This is a genomic window from Thioclava sp. PTB-PU3-1 (genome assembly GCF_055666785.1).
Genome location: NZ_JBVNVL010000004.1, coordinates 99433 through 120190, shown reverse-complemented (window position 1 = coordinate 120190; position 20758 = coordinate 99433). Strand labels below are relative to the sequence as shown.

Annotated in this window: 23 protein-coding genes; 6 read left to right on the top strand and 17 right to left on the bottom strand. The window is 64.3% G+C overall.

Annotated elements, in window-relative coordinates; translation table 11 throughout:
* Positions 1-107: 107 nt before the first annotated feature.
* Together ACZ7GB_RS12505 and ACZ7GB_RS12500 are read left to right on the top strand one after the other, a co-directional pair.
* The gene (locus ACZ7GB_RS12505) at positions 108-1328 is read left to right on the top strand and encodes a multidrug effflux MFS transporter (RefSeq protein ID WP_078550415.1); all 1221 of its coding nucleotides are present in this window, start codon (positions 108-110) and stop codon (positions 1326-1328) included.
* 68 nt (positions 1329-1396) lie between these two features.
* Positions 1397-2071 (top strand): class I SAM-dependent methyltransferase, encoded by a 675-nt coding sequence (locus ACZ7GB_RS12500; RefSeq protein WP_472158924.1) that lies wholly within the window; start codon positions 1397-1399, stop codon positions 2069-2071.
* Here ACZ7GB_RS12500 and mfd read toward each other — a convergent pair.
* Together mfd and ACZ7GB_RS12490 are read right to left on the bottom strand one after the other, a co-directional pair.
* Entirely contained in the window at positions 2043-5486 is a 3444-nt protein-coding gene (gene mfd, locus ACZ7GB_RS12495) for a transcription-repair coupling factor (protein WP_472158923.1), read from the bottom strand. The genes ACZ7GB_RS12500 and mfd overlap by 29 nt on opposite strands.
* A 49-nt stretch (positions 5487-5535) precedes the next feature.
* Positions 5536-6069, bottom strand: coding sequence for a hypothetical protein (locus tag ACZ7GB_RS12490; RefSeq protein WP_078550422.1), 534 nt, complete (start codon positions 6067-6069; stop codon positions 5536-5538).
* 156 nt (positions 6070-6225) lie between these two features.
* Between ACZ7GB_RS12490 and hemB the strand changes: the two genes are divergently transcribed.
* Both hemB and ACZ7GB_RS12480 read left to right on the top strand, forming a co-directional pair.
* On the top strand, positions 6226-7227 hold the full coding sequence (gene hemB / locus ACZ7GB_RS12485; RefSeq protein WP_078540992.1) for a porphobilinogen synthase: 1002 nt from the start codon (positions 6226-6228) through the stop codon (positions 7225-7227).
* Positions 7228-7368: 141 nt separating this feature from the next.
* Positions 7369-7926, top strand: coding sequence for a lipid-binding SYLF domain-containing protein (locus ACZ7GB_RS12480; RefSeq protein ID WP_078520647.1), 558 nt, complete (start codon positions 7369-7371; stop codon positions 7924-7926).
* 99 nt (positions 7927-8025) lie between these two features.
* On the opposite strand, the gene ACZ7GB_RS12475 is transcribed toward ACZ7GB_RS12480, so the two are convergent.
* From ACZ7GB_RS12475 to ACZ7GB_RS12460, 4 genes are all read right to left on the bottom strand, one after another.
* Positions 8026-8649, bottom strand: a complete 624-nt coding sequence (locus tag ACZ7GB_RS12475) for a lytic transglycosylase domain-containing protein (RefSeq protein ID WP_472158921.1) — start codon at positions 8647-8649, stop codon at positions 8026-8028.
* Between the two features lie 116 nt (positions 8650-8765).
* Complete coding sequence (locus tag ACZ7GB_RS12470) at positions 8766-9257, bottom strand: helix-turn-helix transcriptional regulator (protein ID WP_232621768.1); 492 nt, start codon at positions 9255-9257, stop codon at positions 8766-8768.
* A gap of 54 nt (positions 9258-9311) precedes the next feature.
* Complete coding sequence (locus ACZ7GB_RS12465) at positions 9312-9911, bottom strand: cytochrome b/b6 domain-containing protein (RefSeq protein ID WP_078601454.1); 600 nt, start codon at positions 9909-9911, stop codon at positions 9312-9314.
* Between the two features lie 85 nt (positions 9912-9996).
* Positions 9997-10260, bottom strand: coding sequence for a PepSY domain-containing protein (locus ACZ7GB_RS12460; protein WP_158522159.1), 264 nt, complete (start codon positions 10258-10260; stop codon positions 9997-9999).
* Positions 10261-10535: 275 nt separating this feature from the next.
* Here ACZ7GB_RS12460 and ssb point away from each other — a divergent pair, with 275 nt between their 5' ends.
* On the top strand, positions 10536-11054 hold the full coding sequence (gene ssb / locus ACZ7GB_RS12455) for a single-stranded DNA-binding protein (protein WP_472158919.1): 519 nt from the start codon (positions 10536-10538) through the stop codon (positions 11052-11054).
* Positions 11055-11142: 88 nt separating this feature from the next.
* Here ssb and ACZ7GB_RS12450 read toward each other — a convergent pair whose 3' ends face one another.
* From ACZ7GB_RS12450 to ACZ7GB_RS12405, 10 genes are all read right to left on the bottom strand, one after another.
* On the bottom strand, positions 11143-11679 hold the full coding sequence (locus tag ACZ7GB_RS12450; RefSeq protein WP_143594747.1) for a DsbE family thiol:disulfide interchange protein: 537 nt from the start codon (positions 11677-11679) through the stop codon (positions 11143-11145).
* Complete coding sequence (ccmD, locus tag ACZ7GB_RS12445; RefSeq protein ID WP_078601456.1) at positions 11672-11890, bottom strand: heme exporter protein CcmD; 219 nt, start codon at positions 11888-11890, stop codon at positions 11672-11674. The genes ACZ7GB_RS12450 and ccmD overlap by 8 nt, the downstream gene beginning before the upstream one ends.
* Positions 11887-12615: a heme ABC transporter permease gene (locus ACZ7GB_RS12440; protein WP_078520639.1), complete on the bottom strand. Its 729-nt coding sequence runs from the start codon at positions 12613-12615 to the stop codon at positions 11887-11889. The genes ccmD and ACZ7GB_RS12440 overlap by 4 nt, the downstream gene beginning before the upstream one ends.
* Positions 12616-12695: 80 nt before the next feature.
* Complete coding sequence (gene ccmB / locus ACZ7GB_RS12435; protein WP_078550436.1) at positions 12696-13352, bottom strand: heme exporter protein CcmB; 657 nt, start codon at positions 13350-13352, stop codon at positions 12696-12698.
* 163 nt (positions 13353-13515) lie between these two features.
* Complete coding sequence (gene ccmA, locus ACZ7GB_RS12430; protein ID WP_472158918.1) at positions 13516-14148, bottom strand: heme ABC exporter ATP-binding protein CcmA; 633 nt, start codon at positions 14146-14148, stop codon at positions 13516-13518.
* Positions 14145-14525: an Mth938-like domain-containing protein gene (locus tag ACZ7GB_RS12425; protein ID WP_472158916.1), complete on the bottom strand. Its 381-nt coding sequence runs from the start codon at positions 14523-14525 to the stop codon at positions 14145-14147. Before ACZ7GB_RS12425 ends, ccmA begins: the two co-directional genes overlap by 4 nt.
* Positions 14509-15495: a protein translocase subunit SecF gene (secF, locus tag ACZ7GB_RS12420; RefSeq protein WP_078541011.1), complete on the bottom strand. Its 987-nt coding sequence runs from the start codon at positions 15493-15495 to the stop codon at positions 14509-14511. The genes ACZ7GB_RS12425 and secF overlap by 17 nt, the downstream gene beginning before the upstream one ends.
* Before the next feature lie 13 nt (positions 15496-15508).
* Positions 15509-17179: a protein translocase subunit SecD gene (gene secD, locus ACZ7GB_RS12415; protein WP_078541013.1), complete on the bottom strand. Its 1671-nt coding sequence runs from the start codon at positions 17177-17179 to the stop codon at positions 15509-15511.
* Between the two features lie 21 nt (positions 17180-17200).
* Positions 17201-17539, bottom strand: a complete 339-nt coding sequence (gene yajC, locus ACZ7GB_RS12410) for a preprotein translocase subunit YajC (RefSeq protein ID WP_078520633.1) — start codon at positions 17537-17539, stop codon at positions 17201-17203.
* Between the two features lie 256 nt (positions 17540-17795).
* Entirely contained in the window at positions 17796-18959 is a 1164-nt protein-coding gene (locus ACZ7GB_RS12405) for a M20 aminoacylase family protein (RefSeq protein ID WP_472158915.1), read from the bottom strand.
* Positions 18960-19022: 63 nt separating this feature from the next.
* Between ACZ7GB_RS12405 and mazG the strand changes: the two genes are divergently transcribed.
* Positions 19023-19865 (top strand): nucleoside triphosphate pyrophosphohydrolase, encoded by an 843-nt coding sequence (gene mazG / locus ACZ7GB_RS12400; protein ID WP_472158914.1) that lies wholly within the window; start codon positions 19023-19025, stop codon positions 19863-19865.
* Positions 19866-19925: 60 nt separating this feature from the next.
* Here mazG and ACZ7GB_RS12395 read toward each other — a convergent pair whose 3' ends face one another.
* Positions 19926-20741: a sulfite exporter TauE/SafE family protein gene (locus tag ACZ7GB_RS12395; RefSeq protein WP_472158913.1), complete on the bottom strand. Its 816-nt coding sequence runs from the start codon at positions 20739-20741 to the stop codon at positions 19926-19928.
* Between the last annotated feature and the right edge of the window lie 17 nt (positions 20742-20758).

Below are 20758 nucleotides of genomic sequence, written 5' to 3'. Positions count from 1 at the left end.
TATCGCGTGAGCGCACAGGGGGCTGCGCGCCCGGCCCTCTGGCCAAATCGGCGCAGCTCCCTATGCTCGCGCTTCGAATAAATCCGACTTTCGGAAAGTCCCCCAGAATGTCCCAGATCTCTGACGCGCCCCGGGCGCGCACGCCTCTTTCGCTGCCCGAACTGACGGTCATGCTCGCCTCGCTGATCGCGACGGTCGCCTTCTCGATCGACGGGATGCTGCCGGCCCTGCCGCAGATCGCGGAGGAACTGAGCCCCGATGCGGTCAACCGCGCGCAGTTGGTGCTGACCTCCTTCGTGCTGGGTATGGGCGTCGGCACGCTGTTTGCCGGGCCGATCTCGGATGCGCTCGGGCGTCGCAAGACCATCGCAGGCGGCATCGCGATCTACATGGTCGGGGCGTTCGTCGCCGCCCACGCACAAAGCTTAGAGGCGCTGCTGGCCGCGCGGGTGCTGCAAGGGATCGGCGCCTCGGGCCCGCGGATCACCGTGATGGCGCTGGTGCGCGACCTGTTCGCCGGGCGCGAGATGGCGAAGATCACCTCCTTCATCATGATGATCTTCATCCTCGTACCCGCCGTGGCGCCGTCGATCGGCCAACTCGTGATCGCGTTTGCGGGCTGGCGTGGCGTGTTCTGGGCTTTCATGGTCTTTGGCTGCGTCGGCGTGAGTTGGCTGATGATCCGGCAACCCGAAACGCTCGCCCCCGAGGATCGCCGCCCGTTGAACGTGTCGAAGCTGCGCGCTGCGGCGCTGGAAGTGATCACCCATTCCGATGTGCGGCTTTATATCGTGACGATGACGCTGGGTTTCGGGCAGATGTTCGCGCTGCTGTCGACCGCGCAACAGCTTTACGCGGCGCATGGCGTGACCGACACTTTCCCGATGTGGTTCGCCATTGGCGCGCTGATGGCGGGCACCGCCACGATCTTCAATGCGCGCTACGTGATGCGGCTGGGAATGCGCAAGATCGTCAAGGGGACCTATATATCTCAGGTGGCGATCTCGGCGGTGATGCTGGTGTTGGTGCTTAGCGGGCTGACCGACGGCGCGTCGGGCTTCCCGTTCATCTTCGTCTATTCGGTCTCGGTCTTCGCGATGGCGGGCCTGACCTTCGGGAACCTGAACGCGCTGGCGCTGGAGCATATGGGCCATATCGCGGGCATGGCGGCCTCGATCGTCGCCGCGATCTCGACGGTCGGCGCGGTGGTGATCGCAGCCCCCGTGGGGCTGTCCTTCAACGGCACGGCGCTGCCGATGGTGATCGCGACGCTGATCTGTTCGAGCCTCGCCTGGTGGCTGATCCGCAAGACGCAGGAGACCGACTGACGGGGCTTTACGCACGGGGGCAAAGGGCGCATACCCGCGCATCTTTCCCCGGTCCTGAGTCGCTCCCGATGTCCTCGCCCTATGCCCGCCCCGGGTTCTACGATGAGGCGCTCGCCAAGGGGCGCCACCGCGACATCGTGGGCGGTCGCTGGGACGAGACGGGCCGCGCGCAGATGGCGGCGCTGCTGCATCACGGATTGCGGCCCGATCACGTGCTTCTCGATATCGGCGCGGGCGCGTTGCGGCTTGGCTGCAAGGCGGTGCCCTATCTGGAGCCGGGCCATTACTGGGGCACGGATGCCTCGCGCGCGCTGATGCTCGCGGGCTATGCGGCGGAGCTTGATGCCCGCGAGCGGCTCGATCCTGTGCAACTGGTGGAGGATGCGGATTTCGGTTTTGATGGGGTGTCCGACACGATCACCCATGCCATCGCCTTCGGCGTCTTTCCGCATCTGGAGAGCGACGCAATTGCACTTTGCCTCAGGGGGTTGCAGCGCTTTCCTCAACTGGAATGCGTGCTGCTGACGGTGTTCCTCGCGCCCAAGGCTGCGACCAGCCACCGCCAGAAAGACGGCGTCGTCACTCACGCGACCCGCGCGCCCTATCACCTCTCGGAAACCGCGCTCTACGCGATGGCGGACGCGGCAGGCTGGAGCCTCACCCGCGATGACCGGATGCTGCCGCGCGGACAGGTGATGTTCCGCGCGGAGCCGCTCAGGCCTTCGCCTTCTTCGCCTCGATAACCTTCTCGGCGAGATCGCGGGCAATCGCGAAGGCGCCCTTGATCTTGTCTTTGTCGTTCTTCCAGTCGCGGCGAATGACCAGCTTGTTGTCCTTCACCTTGGCCAGATCGCGCTGCGCGGTGAGGAATTCCACGAGCCCTTGCGGGTTCGGGAATTTGTCGTTGTGGAACTGGACCGTGGCCCCTTTCGGACCGGCGTCGAGCTTGGCGATCATCGCGCGTTTGCACATCGCCTTGATACGGACCACCAGCAGCAGCGTGTTGACCTCTTTCGGAAGCTCGCCAAAGCGATCGATCAGCTCGGCCGCGAAGCCTTCCAGCTCGACCTTGGTGGTCAGGCTCGACAGGCGACGATATAGGCCGAGGCGCACGTCGAGATCGGGGATGTAGCTGTCGGGGATCATCACCGGCACGCCGAGATTGATCTGCGGCGACCAGTCGCCATCCGCCGTCTCGGTCAGCTCGCCCGATTTCAGCTTCGAGATCGTCTCTTCCAGCATCGACTGATACAGCTCATACCCAACCTCGCGGATATGGCCCGACTGTTCCTCGCCCAGAAGGTTGCCCGCGCCGCGCAGGTCGAGGTCCTGGCTTGCAAGGTTGAACCCGGCTCCGAGGCTGTCGAGCGAGCCTAGCAGACGCAGACGTTTCTGCGCCTGCGGCGTCAGCGGCATTCGCGGCTTCGTCGTTAGGTAGCAATAAGCGCGCGTCTTTGCGCGGCCCACCCGGCCCCGGATTTGGTACAGTTGGCTGAGGCCGAACATATCGGCGCGGTGGATCACCATTGTGTTCGCGGTCGGAATGTCGAGGCCGCTTTCGACAATCGTGGTCGCCAGCAGAACGTCGTATTTACCATCGTAAAACGCGTTCATCCGGTCGTCCAACTCGCCCGCCGCCATCTGCCCATGCGCCACGAGATATTTCACCTCGGGCACGTGGGTTTGCAGGAATTCCTCAATTTCGGGAAGATCGGAAATCCGCGGCACGACATAGAAGCTCTGCCCGCCCCGGTAATGCTCGCGCAGCAGCGCCTCGCGCACGGTGACGGTGTCAAATTCGCTGACATAGGTGCGGATCGCGAGCCGGTCGACGGGTGGCGTGCCGATGATCGACAAGTCGCGCACCCCGGTCAGCGAGAGTTGCAGCGTGCGCGGGATCGGCGTCGCGGTCAGCGTGAGCACATGGATTTCCGAGCGCATCTCTTTCAGGCGCTCTTTGTGCTGCACGCCGAAATGCTGCTCCTCGTCGATGACCAGCAGGCCGAGATTGGCGAATTTCACCGATTTCGCCAAGACCGCATGGGTGCCGATCACGATATCGACCGTGCCATCGCGCAGCCCCTCGCGGGTCTTTGTCGCCTCCTTGGCGGAGACGAAACGCGACAGCGGCTTCACGTTCAGCGCGGTGCCCCGGAAGCGTTCGGCAAAGGTCTTGTAGTGCTGGCGCGCGAGCAGCGTCGTCGGCGCGATCACCGCGACCTGCATGCCCGATTGCGCAGCCACGAAAGCCGCGCGCATCGCGACCTCGGTCTTGCCGAAGCCCACATCTCCCACGACCAGACGATCCATCGGCGTGCCCGATTTCAGATCGTCCACGACATCCTCGATCGCGCTCATCTGGTCGTCGGTCTCGGTATAAGGGAAGCGCGCGGCGAAGCTTTCCCACTCGTGATGCGGCGCTTCCAGAATGGGCGCATTGCGCAGGTGACGCTCGGCCGCGATGCGCATCAGCTTGTCGGCGATCTGGCGGATGCGCTCTTTCAGCTTGGCCTTCTTGGCCTGCCACGCGCCCCCGCCGAGCTTGTCGAGCAAGCCTTCCTCATGGCCATAACGGCTGAGCAGTTCGATATTCTCGACCGGCAGATAGAGGCGATCTCCGCCCGCATATTCCAGCAGCACGCATTCATGCGGCGCGCCAAGAGCCGTGACCGTCTCCAGACCCTTGTAGCGGCCGACCCCGTGATCGACATGGACGACCAGATCGCCGGGCGACAGCGTCGTGTGTTCGGTCAGGAAATTCTCGGCCTTGCGCTTGCGTCGCGGCTTCGAGACGAGCCGTTCGCCCAGCACGTCCTGCTCGGAAATCACGGTCATCTCGACGCCGTCGCGCGGGGCTTCGAACCCCTCGTCGAGCGGCCAGACGGTGAGGTTCACTCCCGGCCCGATCTCGCGCGCAGAGCCGATCAGCTTGGCGCCGATCAGCCCTTCGTCTTCCATCAACCCGCGCAGACGCTCACGTGCCCCCTCGGACCAAGAAGCGATCACTACGGGCCCATCGGCCAGACGCGCTTGAACATGATCCTTCAAGGCGCTGAACAGGCTAACATTTTCGACCTTGCGCTCGGGCGCGAAATTGCGTCCCACGCGCCCGCCCGCATTCAAGATGCCGGGTCCGGGCGGTGCCGGGATCACCTGCAGACGCAGAACGCGAAGCGGTTTCAACACCGCCTCCCAACCCTCTGGGTTCAAATACAAAAGCTGCGGCGGGGCGGGTTTGTAGACCGAGTCCAGCCGGTCGCGCCGGGTCATCGCCTCGCGCCGCGTGTCGTACTGATCCGCGATCCCTTCCCAGCGGCTTTCCTGCTGCGCGGCGATCTGGTCGTCGAGCATCACCGACGCGTCGGGCAGATAATCGAAGATGGTCTCGAGCTTTTCATGGAAGAAGCCCAGCCAATGCTCCATCCCCGCCTGTTTGCGCCCTGCCGAGACGGCCTCATAAAGGGGATCTTCCGCACCGCCCGAGCCGAATTCGATCCGGTAGTTCTGCCGGAAGCGCGTGATCGCTGCCTCGTCGAGGATGACCTCGGAGACCGGCGCCAGTTCCACGCCTTTCAGCTTCTCGGTCGTGCGCTGGGTCACCGGGTCGAAGCCGCGCGCGTCGTCGAGCACATCGCCGAACAGGTCGAGCCGCACCGGGCCACCCTCGCCGGGCGGGAAGATGTCGATGATGCCGCCGCGGATCGCGTAATCGCCGGGCTCGGACACGGTCGAGGCCTGCGAGAAGCCCATCCGCACGAGGAATTCGCGCAACGCCTGCTCGTTGATCCGCTTGCCGACCTGCGCGGTGAAGCTCGCACCCGCCAGCACCTCGCGCGCGGGCACGCGCTGCATGGCAGCTGAGAGCGTCGTCAGAAGAACGAACGGCCCGGGCATCCCCGAGGCGAGCGCTGCCAGCGTCGCCATCCGCGTGGCCGAGATATCGGCATTCGGCGAGACCCGGTCATAGGGCAGACAATCCCAAGCCGGGAAGTCCAGCACCGTCGCCTCGGGCGCGAAGAACGCAAGTGCCCCGCGCATGGCCGCCAGACGGCGATCGTCGCGCGCGACATGGATGACCGATTTGCCCTTCGCGAGCTCTTTGGCCAGCAAGGCGGCGTCGAACCCTTCCGGGGCGCCCGAGAGAAGAAAATGCTCCATAGCCAAGCGAGGTATCGGCCCTGCCGCCGGTGTCAAGTTGCTTCGCGCGTCAAACCAGCATCGAAGCGAGAAGGTTCTGATACATTCCCCAAAGCGCGCTCACGATGATCGCCACGACGCCGATCGCCTGCACGTTCACCCGGTGACGCGAGAGCGCCTTGATCGCAAGCGTCGGATCATGCGCCAGCGCTGGGTCCGCGTCGAGTTTATGCGCCAGACGCAGGCTCAACCCGAACACCCCCATCATCGGAACCAGCAGCAGCGCGAATGCCTGCGCCGTCTCCGAGCCATAGATGAAACCGGTGATCAGCAGGAAGCTCAGCATGAACGGAATGGAGATCGACATCGAAAACCCCGCATCGCGCCGGATCCGGTTCAGCCTGCGCGCGTTCAGTGCCGTCATCGCGGCGAGATCCTCGGCCGCCTCGCCGCCCTTGCGGCGCGCGCGGATCACCATGTCCCACGGCACGCCCAGCACCCAATGCGAGGCGGAGGACCAGACTGCGGCGAGCGCGATCCAGTACCACAAGTTGGAAAAGCTGCGCAGGTCGATCAGCCGCGCGATCGTGTCGAAAACTTCCAAGCCCCTCGCCCTCGTTCTTCCGGGTCGTCGTGTCGCGGCCCCTCAAGTCGATGCATAGACCAGCCTCGGCCCGAGCGGAACCCCGCGCGGATCGGCCGCGCTTGCCTGTGGCACCGATCCATGGCACCCATTTGGCCGAGCCAGAGGAGCCTGCCGATGAACCCGATCCTTCCGCCCTTCCCCCACACCCGCCTGCGCCGGATGCGCCGTACTGCCGCGCTGCGTGATCTCGCGCAGGAACACCGGTTGAGTGTGAAGGACATGATCTGGCCGATCTTCATCACCGACGTGCCGGGCGCGGATGTCGAGGTGCCGTCGATGCCGGGCGTTGTCCGCCGCACGCTGGAGGGTGCGGTGCGCGCCGCTGAAGAGGCCGCAAAGCTTGGTATCCCGGCGATCTGCCTTTTTCCCTATACCGATCCGGCGGTGAAGACCGAGGCCTGCGAAGAGGCCTGGAACCCCGAGAACATCACCAACCGAGTGATCCGCGCGATCAAGGCGGAGGTGCCCGAGATCGCGATTATGACCGATATCGCGCTCGATCCCTACAATGCGAACGGCCATGACGGGCTGGTGCGCGACGGGATCATCCTCAACGACGAAACCGTTGAATGCCTTGTGAAAATGGGGATTGCGCAGGCCGAGGCCGGGGCGGATATCCTCGGGCCCTCGGACATGATGGACGGGCGGATCACGGCGCTGCGCTCGGCGCTCGAGGCCGCGGGCCATGCCGATGTGACGATCCTCAGCTACGCCGCGAAATATGCCTCCGGCTTCTACGGGCCGTTCCGCGATGCGGTGGGCGCGACGGGTGCGCTCAAGGGCGACAAGAAGACCTATCAGATGAACCCCGGCAATTCCGACGAGGCTATCCGGCTGGTCGCGCGCGATCTCTCCGAAGGCGCGGATATGGTGATGGTGAAGCCGGGGATGCCCTATCTCGACATCTGCCACCGCGTGAAAGAGCAGTTCGGCGTGCCGACCTACGCCTATCAGGTGTCGGGTGAATACGCGATGATCATGGCGGCGGTGAAGAACGGCTGGCTCGACCATGAAAAGGTCATGCTCGAAAGCCTGATGAGCTTCCGCCGCGCGGGCTGCGATGGTGTGCTCACCTATTTCGCGCCGGAGGCTGCGAAGCTGCTCGGTAACGGCTAAGCAGGGTCTTGCCACTTCGCTGTGAATGGGCTCAAGAAGAAGTGACAAAACGGGTTCCCTCGTCTATTAATTGTGCCAAGCGGTCGTAATAAGACCATTCAGCCCGGCGCGAGATCGGGCATATCGAGCGGAGCGACAGACATGACGAAACTTTCCAGACGGACCCTTCTGGCGATGGGCGGTGCGGGGCTTGGCCTTGCAGCCTGCGGCAACGGCGTGGGCAGTGCAGGCAGCGCCAAGTTGGACGCGCGGGTCGATGCGACCCGGAACTACCTTCTGACGAAATACCCCGGCACCCGCGATCTCGAGAACAAGTCGGTCGGCGTGCTCTGGATGCCTCTGATGACCGAAGCGGGTTTCGGCATCGGTGGCGCATTCGGGCGCGGCGCGCTGCGGATCAACAACGTGACCGTGGATTACTACTCGGCAGCGGCGGCGAGCTTCGGTCTGCAGATCGGCGCGCAGCAATATGCCCATGCCCTGTTCTTCATGACGCCCGAGGCGCTTGCCGGCTTCCGCCGCGGCGATGGCTGGCAGCTCGGCGCGGATGCGCGCTATGCGGTGCCGGATCAGGGCGGCGCGATTTCGGCCTCCACCCTGACCTCGACCGCGCCGATCATTGCGCTGGTCTTCGGCCAGGCCGGTCTGATGGCGGGCGCGACGCTCGCGGGCACGAAATACACCCGTATTATACCGTAAGATCAGCCGCTTCGGCGGCTCTCTTCACCCAAGACATAAAGAAAGCCCCGCAGATCGCTGATCTTGCGGGGCTTTTCTCTATTTGTGAGTTGCGAAGGATCAACCGCCGAGGATGATCCGCACATAATTCCGGGTCTCGCGATAAGGCGGAATGCCGTTATGTTTCGCGACGGCCTCCGGCCCCGCATTGTAGGCGGCAAGCGCCAGCCGCCAGCTTCCGAACCGATTATACATCATCTTCAGGTAGCGCGCGCCGCCTTCGAGGTTCTGCGCCGGATCGCGCGGGTTCACGCCGAGTTTGCGTGCGGTAGCGGGCATTAGCTGCGCCAGCCCCATCGCGCCCTTGTGCGAGCGCGCCTGCGGGTTCCAACCGCTCTCCTGCTGCACGAGGCGCAGGAACAGATCGGTCGGGATGCCATGGCGCGAGGCCACCGATTTCGCGGTATTCATGTATTGGCCGCGATACTTGCCGTTGTAGCGCGGCACGTTTTCGACGCTGGCGGTCTGGGTCAGCTTGCCCTTGGGCGTCAGCCGCGAGGAATGCTCGTATTGCTGCGCGGCGCGGGTATCGAGAATGTTGGTCTGGTTTCGGAACAGCATCGCGCGGGATTTCGAAGAACTCCCCTGAAGCCGCAGCCCCTCTGCCTGGGCGCTCATTGGGCCCGCCATCACCGCTGCCGCGGCAATCGCCGCCAGCCCGAGAATTCCGATCGTTCTACGCATCGGCCCCCACCACTCACTGTCCACGTATTCTGGGGCAAACTATAGAGAAATCAGCGAAAAGTTAAAGCAAAACGCCAATCGCCTCGGCAACCTCCCGCCGATAAGCTGCCGTTGCGTCAGATTGCGTGCGCCTGTTGCTTTTTCGCATCGGCCTTGATCGGGCCGTGAAACAGCTCCTCCACGAAGATCGAAACGAGCTGAGAGCGGCCGGACACGCCCGCCTTGCGATAGACCGAATTGAGATGGGATTTCACCGTGGCCTCGCTGGAGCCGCGGAAAGAGGCGGTCTCCGAGACCGAGAAGCCCTTGATGGTAAACGCGGCGACATCGGCCTCTGCGGGGGTCAGCCCCCATTGGTCGAACTGTGCGCTCATCATCTCGGCCATTGCGCCTTGTGCAGCCCCGATCGTGCGGTCGGCATGCGCCTGACGCCGCAGCAGCGCCCAAAGCACGGCCGCCTCGACGACGATCCCCGCGATCAGGCCGAGATTGGCGAAAAGCTCCATGTTGAGATGCAGGGAGAGACGCCCGGCCTCGCGGAAGTCGTCGAACACGTCGGCCACGAAGAGCGATGTGCAGGCGGCTTGGAATATGATGAGGGCGACCAATGCGCCCTCTTTCGTCCAGATTGAGACTCGCTCTCGCGAAACCGCCATCGGCGCTTACCCTCTGTTGCCGCGGAACACCTTCTTACCGGTGATCATCGCGCGCGCAAGGTTCACGCGCAACCGGCGGCTTTCGAAGACGACGGCAGCGATATGGGCGGCGATCGAGACTTCGGCCCAGTTGACGGCGAGTTCATGCACTTCCTGAGGCCATTTCACGCCCCAATAGGCATCAGTGGTCATCAACCACCCCGATCCCGCAATGACGAGAAGCGTGATCAAAAGGTTGTAAATCATCAGCGCGCCGAGCGGCGAGTGGCCCAGATGCGCGTGCCGCCGTCCCGTCGCCATATCGCGCAGCTGCGTCAGGGCGCCGGTGGGCGATGGCGGGAAATCCTTGAAGCGCGCGTGGCGGGTGCCGAACAGCCCCCAGAGGATGCGCGCGGTCACGAGCCCCGCGACCGTGTAGCCGATCCAGTGGTGCAGATCGTGCTTCGGCGAGGTGAAAAACGCATTGGCGGTGAAGAGGCCCGCAATGGACCAGTGGAACACCCGGATGAACGGGTCCCATACGCTATGCGCGCCGACGGGCGGCGGTTCTGCGTGAGTCGTCTCCTGCGACGGAAGATCGGTAAAGCTCGCGTCTTCGATGGCCATGATCGGGCCCTCCTGCTGCTTCTGGAAAGACTGGCGTGAGGAAGACGGGCCGGATCATACCGGCCCGTCGAAAAGGCGCTGACGATTAGTTGTCGCCCGAGCGCTTCACCTGCTTGAGGTTGGAATCGAAGTAGAGTTGGGCGCGCTTGCCGTCCTTCATCGCGTAGACTTCGATATAGCCGTCTTCCATTTCCATCCGGCGCACGTCGTAGCCCTGATTTTTCAGCTCGGCGGAAAGCTTCTGCTCTTTCGCCGGGGCCACGGCGCCTTCGCCACCTTCTGCGAGAGCGGGGAGAGTGGAGGCAGCGGCAATCGTGGCGCTCGCGGCGATCAGCATCAGGTATTTCATGGGGTATCTCCTCATGGGATGTAGGGTTGCTCGACCGGATCGGGTGGGGTTCGTCCCCGTGTGCCGTCCGGCTCGTCCAGACCTGTGGCAAACCCACGGCGCCATCTATCGGCACAAGGTTGGAAATCCGGGGCCGAAATCGCTCTCAAACCAAAGATGCACGCGGGATTTCGCCGCTTTCCGTCACGGTTGAGCGAAGCTTCGCCCCTAGGCTCCAGCGGGGCTCTGCTCTATACCCTTTGGGACCAATTCTAGAATCGCGAGGCGGAGGCAATATGGCAGGCAGCGTCAACAAGGTCATTCTGGTCGGCAATCTGGGCCGAGACCCGGAGGTGCGGACCTTCTCGAACGGCGGCAAGGTGTGCAACCTGCGCATCGCCACCTCCGAGACGTGGCGCGACCGCAATACCGGCGAGCGCAAGGAGCGCACCGAATGGCATTCGGTCGCGATCTTCTCGGAGCCGCTGGCGAAAGTGGCAGAGCAATATCTGCGCAAAGGCTCGAAGGTCTATATCGAGGGCCAGCTCGAAACCCGCAAATGGCAGGACCAGAACGGTCAGGACCGCTACTCGACCGAAGTCGTGCTGCGCCCCTATCGCTCGGAACTGACCATGCTCGACGGGCCTGGCGGCTCGGGCGGCGGTCAAGGCGGCGGTGGCGGTGGCTACGGCGGCCCGTCCTCGGGTGGCGGCGGCTACGATGATGGCGGCGGCTATGGCGGCCCGTCTTCGGGCGGCTCCGGTGGCGGTGGCGGCGGTGGCCGCTCGGATTTCGACGACGAGATCCCGTTCTAAGTTCCAAACAAGAAAGGCCCCCGGTTCGGGGGCCTTTGCTTTTGTAGCTATCGGGATCGGGGCCAGTGGCGCGCTTGCGCCCTGCCGTTTACTTCTCGGCCGTCTCGCCGTTCAGGAGCGGTCGCAGATCCGAGGCGATCACGCGCTCGGTCAGCGGACCGGCAAAGCGATAGAGCACTTTCCCCGTGCCATCGATCACGAAGGTCTCTGGCACGCCGTAGACACCCCAGTTCAGCGCCATCTTGCCGTTCGGATCGGCGCCGAGCTCGGCGAACGGGTTGCCCATCTCGCTCAGGAAGCCCTGCGCCTTGACGGGCTTGTCCTTGTAATTGACCCCGTAGATCGGGATACCCTCTTCGGCGAGCGCTTCGAGATTGGGATGCTCCACCCGGCACGGCGCGCACCACGAGGCCCAGAAATTCACCAGCTTGACCTTACCGTCCTTCAGGTCGGCATCGGTGAAGGGTTTGAAATCGCCCAGCGGTTCAAGCTGTACCGGCGGCGCGGGCTTGCCTGCGAAAGCGGTCGGCAGCTGCGTCGGGTCCTCGCGCGTCATCCCCCAGATGAACACGCCCGCAAGCCCCGCGAAGATCAGCGGCGGCAACAGCATCAGCGGCTTAACCATGTGCGCCCCCTTTCCGGCGGGCCTCGGCCTCGGCCAATTGACGTTTCACCTTCGCGCCACGCATCAGCGAGACGACGACGATCAGCACCAGAAGCACGACCGTCGAGGCCCAGGCGATGTTCACGGTTTCGGTATAGGATTTGGTGGACGGGTCCACGAGGACGACGCCGCCCTCGGTGACGGTGCCGCCTTGCTCGGTCGTATCACTCATGCCATGCGCTCACGTTGCTGGATGGCGCCCAGTCGGCGCGCGCGGACCTCGGTGCGGGTGCGGATCAGCACCAGCGCGAGGAAGAAGAAGATGAACCCGGCCATGCACAGAAGCAGCGGGAACCAGTAGACATCGGCGATGTGCTGCTCGGAATCCATCGAGAGCGTCGCGCCCTGATGCAGCCCCTGGTTCCAGAAATTCGCCGCATAGCGCGAGAGCACGGCAAACACCCCGCCGACGAGGCTGAGAACGCCGGTGAGATCGGCAGCCGTGTCGGGGTTCTCGACCGCAGCCCAGAGCGCGATATAGCCGAGGTAGAACAGGAACAGGATCAGGAACGAGGTCAGTCGCGGATCCCATTCCCACCAAGTGCCCCACATCGGCTGGCCCCAGACCGCGCCCGTGATCAGCGCGATCAGCGTCATCACTGCGCCGATGGGCGCTGCGGCCTTGGCGGCCAGCGCCGAGACATGGTGGCGACGGATAAGCCAGATCAGCGAGGTCACGACCATCATCACCCAGATGTTGATCGCCATCATCGCGGCAGGGACATGGACATAGATCACCTTCACCGAGCCGCCGAAATTCTCGGCGGCCGGGACGAAGAAATAGCCCCAGACCAGCCCGACGATCAGCGTGATCGCGGCAATTCCCACCGTCCAGGGCAGGATCTTGTCCGTGGTCTTCATGAATTTGACGGGGTTGGCGTATTCCCAGATCGACATCTTGTTGTTCTGCTCACCTTCTGGCCAGGTTGGCTCTGTGTATCACGGCTCTTCCTATCACGGCGCGGGCGCGCGTTGCGCTAGCGCAGATTGACGCGGATCGCGGCGGCCGAGGCGAAGGGCACCAGCGCGACCGTCGCCGCCGTGATCCCGGCCAGCATCAGAAGCGGTGTCTCAGTGTTCATCCCCTCGGCGCCACGGCGCACGAGCTCCGCCCCGAAGATGAGGGTCGGCACATAGAATGGCAAGACCAGCAGCGACAACAAAAGACCGCCGCGCTTCAGCCCGACCGTCAGCGCGGCCCCGAATGTGCCCAGAACCGACAGCGCAGGCGTGCCCAGAAGAAGCGAGATCACCATCCAGACATGCGCGCCTTGCGGCAGATGCAGCAAGATCCCGAACACGGGCGCTGCGACGACCAGCGGCAGCCCGGTCGTGATCCAATGCGCGAGCGCCTTGATCGAGACGACCCCTTCAAGCGGCACCGGCGCGGTGACCAGCAGATCGAGCGAGCCATCCTCGTAATCGAGCGCGAAGATCCGGTCGAGCGACAGCAGGCACGCCAGAAGCGCGCCCACCCACAGAATACCCGGAGCGATCCGCGCGAGGATTTTCCCCTCGGGGCCGACCCCGAACGGAACCAGCGTCACCACAATCAGGAAGAAGGCCAACCCGAGGCCGAAGCCACCGCCGGCGCGCACGGCGAGGCGCAGGTCTCGCATGAGAAGTGCGATCATGCCCGGCCTCCTTCTGACGCCAAGGGGGCGCTGCCCCCTTCGCGGCTGCGCCGCTCATCCCCCGGGATATTTCTGCCAATCCGAAACAGCGCGTAGCTGCTTTCGGCTTGGTCCAAATATCCCCGCCGGAGGCTCCCGACCGCGCCGATAGCGCGCCGCGCGATCATAGGAAGGCCTCGTCGAAAGCGCCCTGCATCCCGCCCTCTTCCGGCGTCTTGGCCTTGAAGGGCGTCAGGTCGAGAACCTTGGCCTCGTTTAGCCCGAGATCGATATGGGTCGCGATCAGCGCGGCCCCGCCGCTCGCCAGATGGCCGCGAACGGCCTCGGCGAAAAGCGCGACGGAGGCGGTGTCGAGCGACACGGTCGGCTCGTCCAGCACCCAGATCGGGCGGCCGGTCACGAGAAGCCGCGCAAGGCCAAGGCGGCGCTTCTGCCCGGCAGACAGGCTATGGGCGGGCCGCGTCTCGAGGCTTTGCAGGTTCATCCGCTCCAGCGCCGGTTCGATATCGTTCGTCGCATAGATCGACGCCCAGAAGCCGAGATTCTCGCGCACCGTCAGCGTCGATTTCAGCCCGTCGGAATGGGCGGCATAGGCCATGCTCTCAGGCGGCATCGAGACGCTACCCGCCAACGCCGGTTGCAGCCCGGCCAAGGTGCGCAGAAGCGTCGTCTTGCCGACCCCGTTGGGGCCGCGGAGCACCAGGGCATGGCCTGCGTCGAGCGAAAAGCTCAGGTCTTCCAGAACCGGGAGACCACCGCGCGACACCGCGAGCCCTTCGACCGACAACATGCTCATTCAGGCGTCTCGGGGTTTTCCGGCATCGCGATCAGCGCGCAGCCGACCCGGCGGCCTTCTGACAGCAGCACGTTGTAGGTGCGGGCCGCCGAAGGCGTCGCCATGCCCTCGCACATCAGCCCCTCGGCCTCCAGCTCGGCCACGAGGTCCTTCGGCAGATGGGCGATCTCTTCGCCGGTGCCGATGAACAACACGTCGAGCTTGTCTGCCAGCGCACGCAGCGGCGCGCGGTCGTCCAGACCGCCCCAGCTGCCCATCTCCTGGCCCGCGACCCAGATCGAGCCTAGCGTGACTTCACCAGCCACGCGGAAGAAACCCGGCCCGTAGCCGTCGATCGGCAGCGAGGCCCCGAAATTGGCTTCAGTCAGTAGCGACATCCGTTTTGTCGAAGAACTTCTCCGAGGGGTCCTTCTTCTCCTTGTTGCGGTCGAGCCCGATGAACAGGACGATGTTCTTGGCGACATAGACCGAGGAATAGGTGCCCACGATCACGCCCCAGGTCATCGCGAAGACGAAGTTGCGGATCACGTCGCCGCCGAGTACGAGCAGCGAGATCAGAGCGAGCAGCGTGGTGCCCGAGGTCATCACGGTACGCGACAGCGTCTCGTTGACCGAGAGGTTCATCACTTCGCGGAGCGGCATCTTTTTGTATTTCACGAGGTTCTCGCGAAGACGGTCGAAGACGACGACGGTATCGTTGATCGAATAGCCGAGGATCGTCAGCAGCGCCGCGATGATCGACAGGTCGAACTTGATCTGGAACAGCGCGAAGATCCCGACCGTGACGGTCACGTCATGGATCAGCGCGGCGACCGCGCCCACCGAGAACTGCCACTCGAACCGAAGCCAGATATAGACGAGGATTGCGGCCACGGCGGCCAGAACGGACCAGATCGCGGTCCAGATCAGCTCGCCCGAGACTTTCGGGCCGATCGACTCGGTGGCGACGATCTTGATGTCCTTGTTCACCGATTTGAGCGATTCCAGCACTTTGGCCTGGGTGTCGGGGCTGATCGCCTCCTGCCCGTCCTGCGCCTGAATGCGGATCGTGACGACCTTCTGATCGGCGCGGAAATTCGGGTCATAAACCTGCGTGATCAGCACGTCGCCCAGATCGAGCGGCGCGATGGCCGAACGGTAGGCGCCGATGTCGACCGGCTCGGTCTGATCGGCCTCGGTCCGGATCGTGGTGCCGCCCCGGAAGTCGATGCCGAGGTTCAGCCCCATCACGAGCACCAGTACGATCGAGGCCAGCACCATGAAGACGGAGAAGCCGAAGGTCGCGACCTGATGTTTGAAGAAGTCGAAGTTGGTCTTCTCGGGGACCAGTTTCAGACGGAATGCCATGTCTTGATCTCCCTTACAGTACCAGTTCGCGGGGACGACGGCGCGCGAACCAGATGCTCACGAACAGCCGCGTCACCCAGATCGCGGTGAAGACCGAGGTGATGATCCCGATCAGGAAGGTGACGGCGAAGCCCCGCACCGGGCCTGCGCCCAGCACGAAGAGGATCACCGCAGTGAGGAAGGTGGTCACGTTGGCGTCGACGATGGCGGACATCGCGCGCTCGTAGCCGAGCTCGATCGCGCGGGCGGCTTTCGCCTTTTGCTGATTGCGCAACTCCTCGCGGATACGCTCGAACACGAGCACGTTGGCGTCAACCGCCGTGCCCATCGTCAGCACGATCCCTGCGATACCGGGCAGCGTCAGCGTGCCGCCGATCACCGAGAGGATCGCGAAGATCAGCGCGATGTTAATCCCAAGTGCCAGCGAAGCGAAGACGCCGAAGGTGCCGTAAGACGCGATCATGAAGACCACCACGAGCACCGCGCCCACGGCCGCGGCCATTTTGCCGGCCGCGATCGAATCCGCGCCAAGCTCCGGGCCGATGGTCCGTTCTTCGAGGAAGGTCATCGAGGCGGGCAGCGCACCGGCGCGCAGCAGCAGCGCCAGATCTGTCGCCTCTTTCACCGTGAACCGACCGGTGATGATGCCCGAGCCGCCCGCGATATGCGATTGGATCGTGGGCGCCGAGATCACCTTGTTGTCGAGCACGATGGCGAAGGGCTTGCCGATATTGTTCTGCGTGTAGTCGCCGAAGGTGCGGGCCGCGCTCGCATTGAAGCGGAAAGCCACCGCCGGATAGCCGTTCTGATCGGTATCGGGGCGCGCATCCGTCAGGTCTTCACCGGTCACGACCGGCAGGCTGTCGAGGATGTAGTAGAGCCCCTTCTGATCGGCCGAGGGCAGGATTTCCTGATCCGAGCCCACCGCCTCGTTCGGGTTCGAGCTGGTGCCGATCACCGAGTTGAAGGTCAGTTTCGCCGTGGTGCCGATCAGCTGCTTGATCTCTTGTGCGGAGCTTGCGCCCGGCACCTGGATCAGGATGCGGTCGGAGCCTTCGCGCACGATCGTGGGTTCACGGGTGCCCGCAGCGTCGATCCGGCGGCGCACGATCTCCAGCGATTGCTGCATCGTGCGGTCGTCGGTCGCGGCCTTCTCGGCATCCGAGAGCTGGATGATCAGCTGGTTGCCTTCGGTGGTGATCGCGAGCGTCTTCTGCCCCACACCGGTCAGCGACGAGACCGGGTTGTTCAGCGTCTCGGCGATCTTCTGGGCTTCCGCGATCTGATCGGTATTGCCGATCTGGATCCGCAGGACGCCCGGGTCAGCGTTCAGGCGACGGATCGAGCCGAGCGTACCGCGTTCGGCGGCGAGCGCCTTGCGGAACTCGGGCCAGAGCGCATCGACGCGCGCCTTGTAGACCTCATCGACATTGACCTCGGCCAGAAGCTGCGCGCCACCGCGCAGATCGAGGCCGAGATTGACGATGTCGGAGGGCAGCCAATCGGGCCAGCCCGCCTGCGCGGCCTGCTGCTCGGGCGTCAGAGACTCGCCCTTCGCGGCGGCGGCAACGGCATCGTTATGCCCCTCCACCCGGTTGTAAAAGATGTTCGGCGCGGCAAAGACGACCCCGATCACGACGATGATCAGGATCAGCACGCGCTTCCACAGCGAGATGTGCAACATGGGGGACGGGCCTTTTATGGCTTATTCGGAGGTCTTGGCGGGTTCGGTGCGCGAAACAACCTGCACGATGGTCGATTTCACCACGCGGACTTTGACGCCCTGCGCGATCTCGACCTCGACCTCGCCGTCTTCCTTGATATGGGTGACTTTGCCGAGAATGCCGCCCTGGGTCACGACCTGATCACCGCGGCGCAGAGCCTCGAGCATCGCCTTGTGCTCCTTGGCTTTTTTCTGCTGCGGACGGATCAGCAGGAAATACATGATCACGAAGATCAGGATCAGGGGAAGGAACTGGCCGAACGCGGCGGCGGGGTTACTGGCGCCACCGGCGGCCTGCGCGAAAGCGGGGGTCACGAACATGATCTATGGTCCTTTGTCATGGGCCTTGGGGGCAGCAAGCCCCGGTTGTCGGCGCGCACCCTAGCCGTGGCCCTGAGGCTTGGCAAGGCGAAGCGGCCCCTGTGAACGCGTCCTCACGTCGCGGTGACGGGGCGAAAGGAAACGGGGCGCAGGCCCCCTGTCGCCAGAGGGCTGTGATCGGCAAGGAAAAAGGGGCTCTGCCCCCGCTCCTGCGGAGCGTCCCCGGGATATTTTTCCCAAGAGGAAGAGAGACGGCTCAGCCCAGGGGCAAGGCGCGCTCGGCCAGACGCGCGAGGTAGGAGGCCCCCACGGGCGCGGCCTCGTCGTTGAAATCGAAGCGCGGATGGTGGAGCCCCGCGCCCTCGCCCGTGCCCATGAAAAGATAGGCGCCAGGCCGGGCCGCCAACATATAGGCGAAATCCTCGGCACCCATCTCACGCGGAGCGTCGGTCACGACACGCTCGGGCCCTGCGATCTCGCCTGCGACTTCGGCGGCGAATCCGGTCTCGTCGGGATCGTTTACGGTGGGCGGGTAGCCACGCTCGTATTCAATTTCGACGCTGACGCCATGGGCCGCCGCTATGCCTTCGCAGATCTCGCGCAGCCGTTTTTCCGCCAGATCACGGACTTCCGGCTCGAAGCAACGAATCGTCGCGGTGAGGAAGCCGCTTTCGGGAATGATGTTGAGCGCGGTGCCCGCATGGATCTGCGTGACCGAGACGACGAGAGCATCGCCCGCGCCGACATTGCGCGACACCACCGTCTGCAGCGAGGTCACCATCGCCGAGAGCGCCGGGATCGGATCGATGCAGCCCTGCGGGGTCGCCGCATGGCCGCCGCGCCCCGTCACCGTCACGCGCGCCTCGTCGACCGAGGCGAGATAGGGCCCGGGCGTCGTGTAGAAATGCCCGAAGGGCAGCCCCGGCGCGTTGTGGATCGCGAAGACGCGCGAGATGCCGAAGTGCTCCATCACGCCCGCATCGACCATCACCTCGGCCCCGCCGCCGTCTTCCTCGGCGGGCTGGAAGATCAGCGCCACGGTGCCTGCGAATTTCCGGGTCTCGGCCAAATAGGCCGCAGCCCCCAGAAGCATCGCCGTATGCCCGTCATGGCCGCAGGCATGCATCTTGCCGGGCGTCTCGGAGGCGTACTCCGCATGGGTTTCTTCCGTGATCGGAAGCGCGTCCATATCGGCGCGCAGGCCGATTGTGGCCCCCTCGCCCTGCCCTTTGATCAGCGCCACGATCCCGGTCTGCGCGATCCCTTCATGGATCTCATCCACCCCGATTTCACGCAGCCTTGCTGCGACAAACTCCGAGGTCTGGTGCAGATCGAAGCGCAGCTCGGGATGGCGATGCAGCCAGTGCCGCCATTCGGTCATTTGCGGGCCGAGATCGGCGATACGGTTGAGAACGGGCATAGTGGACTTCCCCTTGCGGGCTGGTTAGGCCAGAGGCATTCGCATGGCAGGAGGCAAGCTGCAATGGCCAAACCCGACGACGCACTCATCTTCGACGATACGGGCGATGCCGCGCATCAGTTCACTCGGCTGACCGCGATCATGGAATGCCTGCGGGATCCGGAGAGCGGTTGCCCGTGGGATCTGGAGCAGGATTTCGCCTCCATCGCGCCCTACACGATCGAGGAAGCCCATGAGGTGGCCGATGCGATCGCGCGGCAGGCTTGGTCGGAATTGCCGGGCGAGCTGGGCGATCTGGCGCTGCAGGTGGTCTATCACGCGCAGATGGCCTCCGAAGACGGGCGGTTCGATATCTCCGACGTGCTGCGTGCGATCAACGCGAAGATGGTGGCCCGCCATCCGCATGTCTTCGGCGACGAGAGCCGCGAGAAATCAGCCGAACAGCAGACCGCCGATTGGGAAGCGATCAAGGCGGCAGAGCGCAAGGCTGCGGGTAAATCCGAGCGTGTCGGTGTGTTGGAAGGGGTGGCTCTGGGCCTGCCCGCGCTGACCCGTGCGATCAAGCTGCAGAACCGCGCGGCGCGAGTGGGGTTCGACTGGCCCTCGACCGATGAGGTGCTCGACAAGATCGTCGAGGAAGCGCGCGAGCTGGAAGAAGCGCGCGACGAGTTGGGCCCCGAAGAGCTGGCCGAGGAATATGGCGACCTGCTTTTCGTGATGGTCAATCTCGGGCGGCATCTGGGGCTGGACCCGGAGGCGTCCCTGCGCGCGGCCAATCTGAAATTCACCAACCGGTTCAATCATATCGAGCGCGAACTTGAGGCGCGCGGCAAGGCGCCGAAGGACAGCGATCTGGCCGAGATGGATGCGCTTTGGAACGAGGCGAAGGCGCGCAAGATCAAGTGATGGAGGGGGCTCTGCCCCCGCGCTAGCGCGCCCCCCGGGATATTTTCGCCAAGAGTAAGTTCAGAGAAACGCTTTGCGCAGCATGTTGAGTGCGACGAGCATCAGAAAGCCCGCGAAGACGCGTTTGAGCTTCTTGGGGTCGAGCTTGTGGGCCAGTGCCGCGCCCAGGGGGGCGGTGATCGTCGTCATCGCGATGACGATCAGGAAGGCGGGGATGTTGACCGCGCCGATCGAGTAAGGTGGCGCGTCGGCCACCGGCGTCAGCAGGAAGCCGATCGCCGAGGGCAGCGCGATGGTCACGCCGAAGCCTGCCGAGGTCGCAACCGCACGGTGGATCGGGATACCGTGGAGCGTCTGCATCGGCGTGCCGATCGAGCCGCCACCGATGCCCAGCAGCACCGACAGGAACCCCATCAGCGGGCCGAACCACGCGCGGAAGATGCCGCCCGGCAACCCGTCCGAGATCCGCCAGCTCGATTTGCCGAACATCATGTAGGAGGCGATCACCAGCACCATCACCGCGAAGATGATCTGCATGGTCGAAGAGCGCAGTTGATGGACGACCAGCACCCCGATGATCGCGCCGATGGCGATGGGCGCGATCCATTGCTTGAGGATGTCCCAATCGACCGCGCCCTTGCGGTTATGGGCCATGACCGAGCGGATCGAGGTCACGATGATCGTCGCCAGAGAGGTCGCGACGCAGACCTGCATCAGATCGTTTGACTCGTAGCCCAAGCCGCTGAAAAGATAGAAGAAGGCCGGCACGAGGACGATCCCGCCGCCGACCCCCAGAAGCCCCGCCAAGACGCCTGCGAACGCCCCCACTGCCATCAGGATCAAGACGAGCGGCGCGAGCGTGGCGAAATCGGGCATGTCGGGAAATCTCCTTG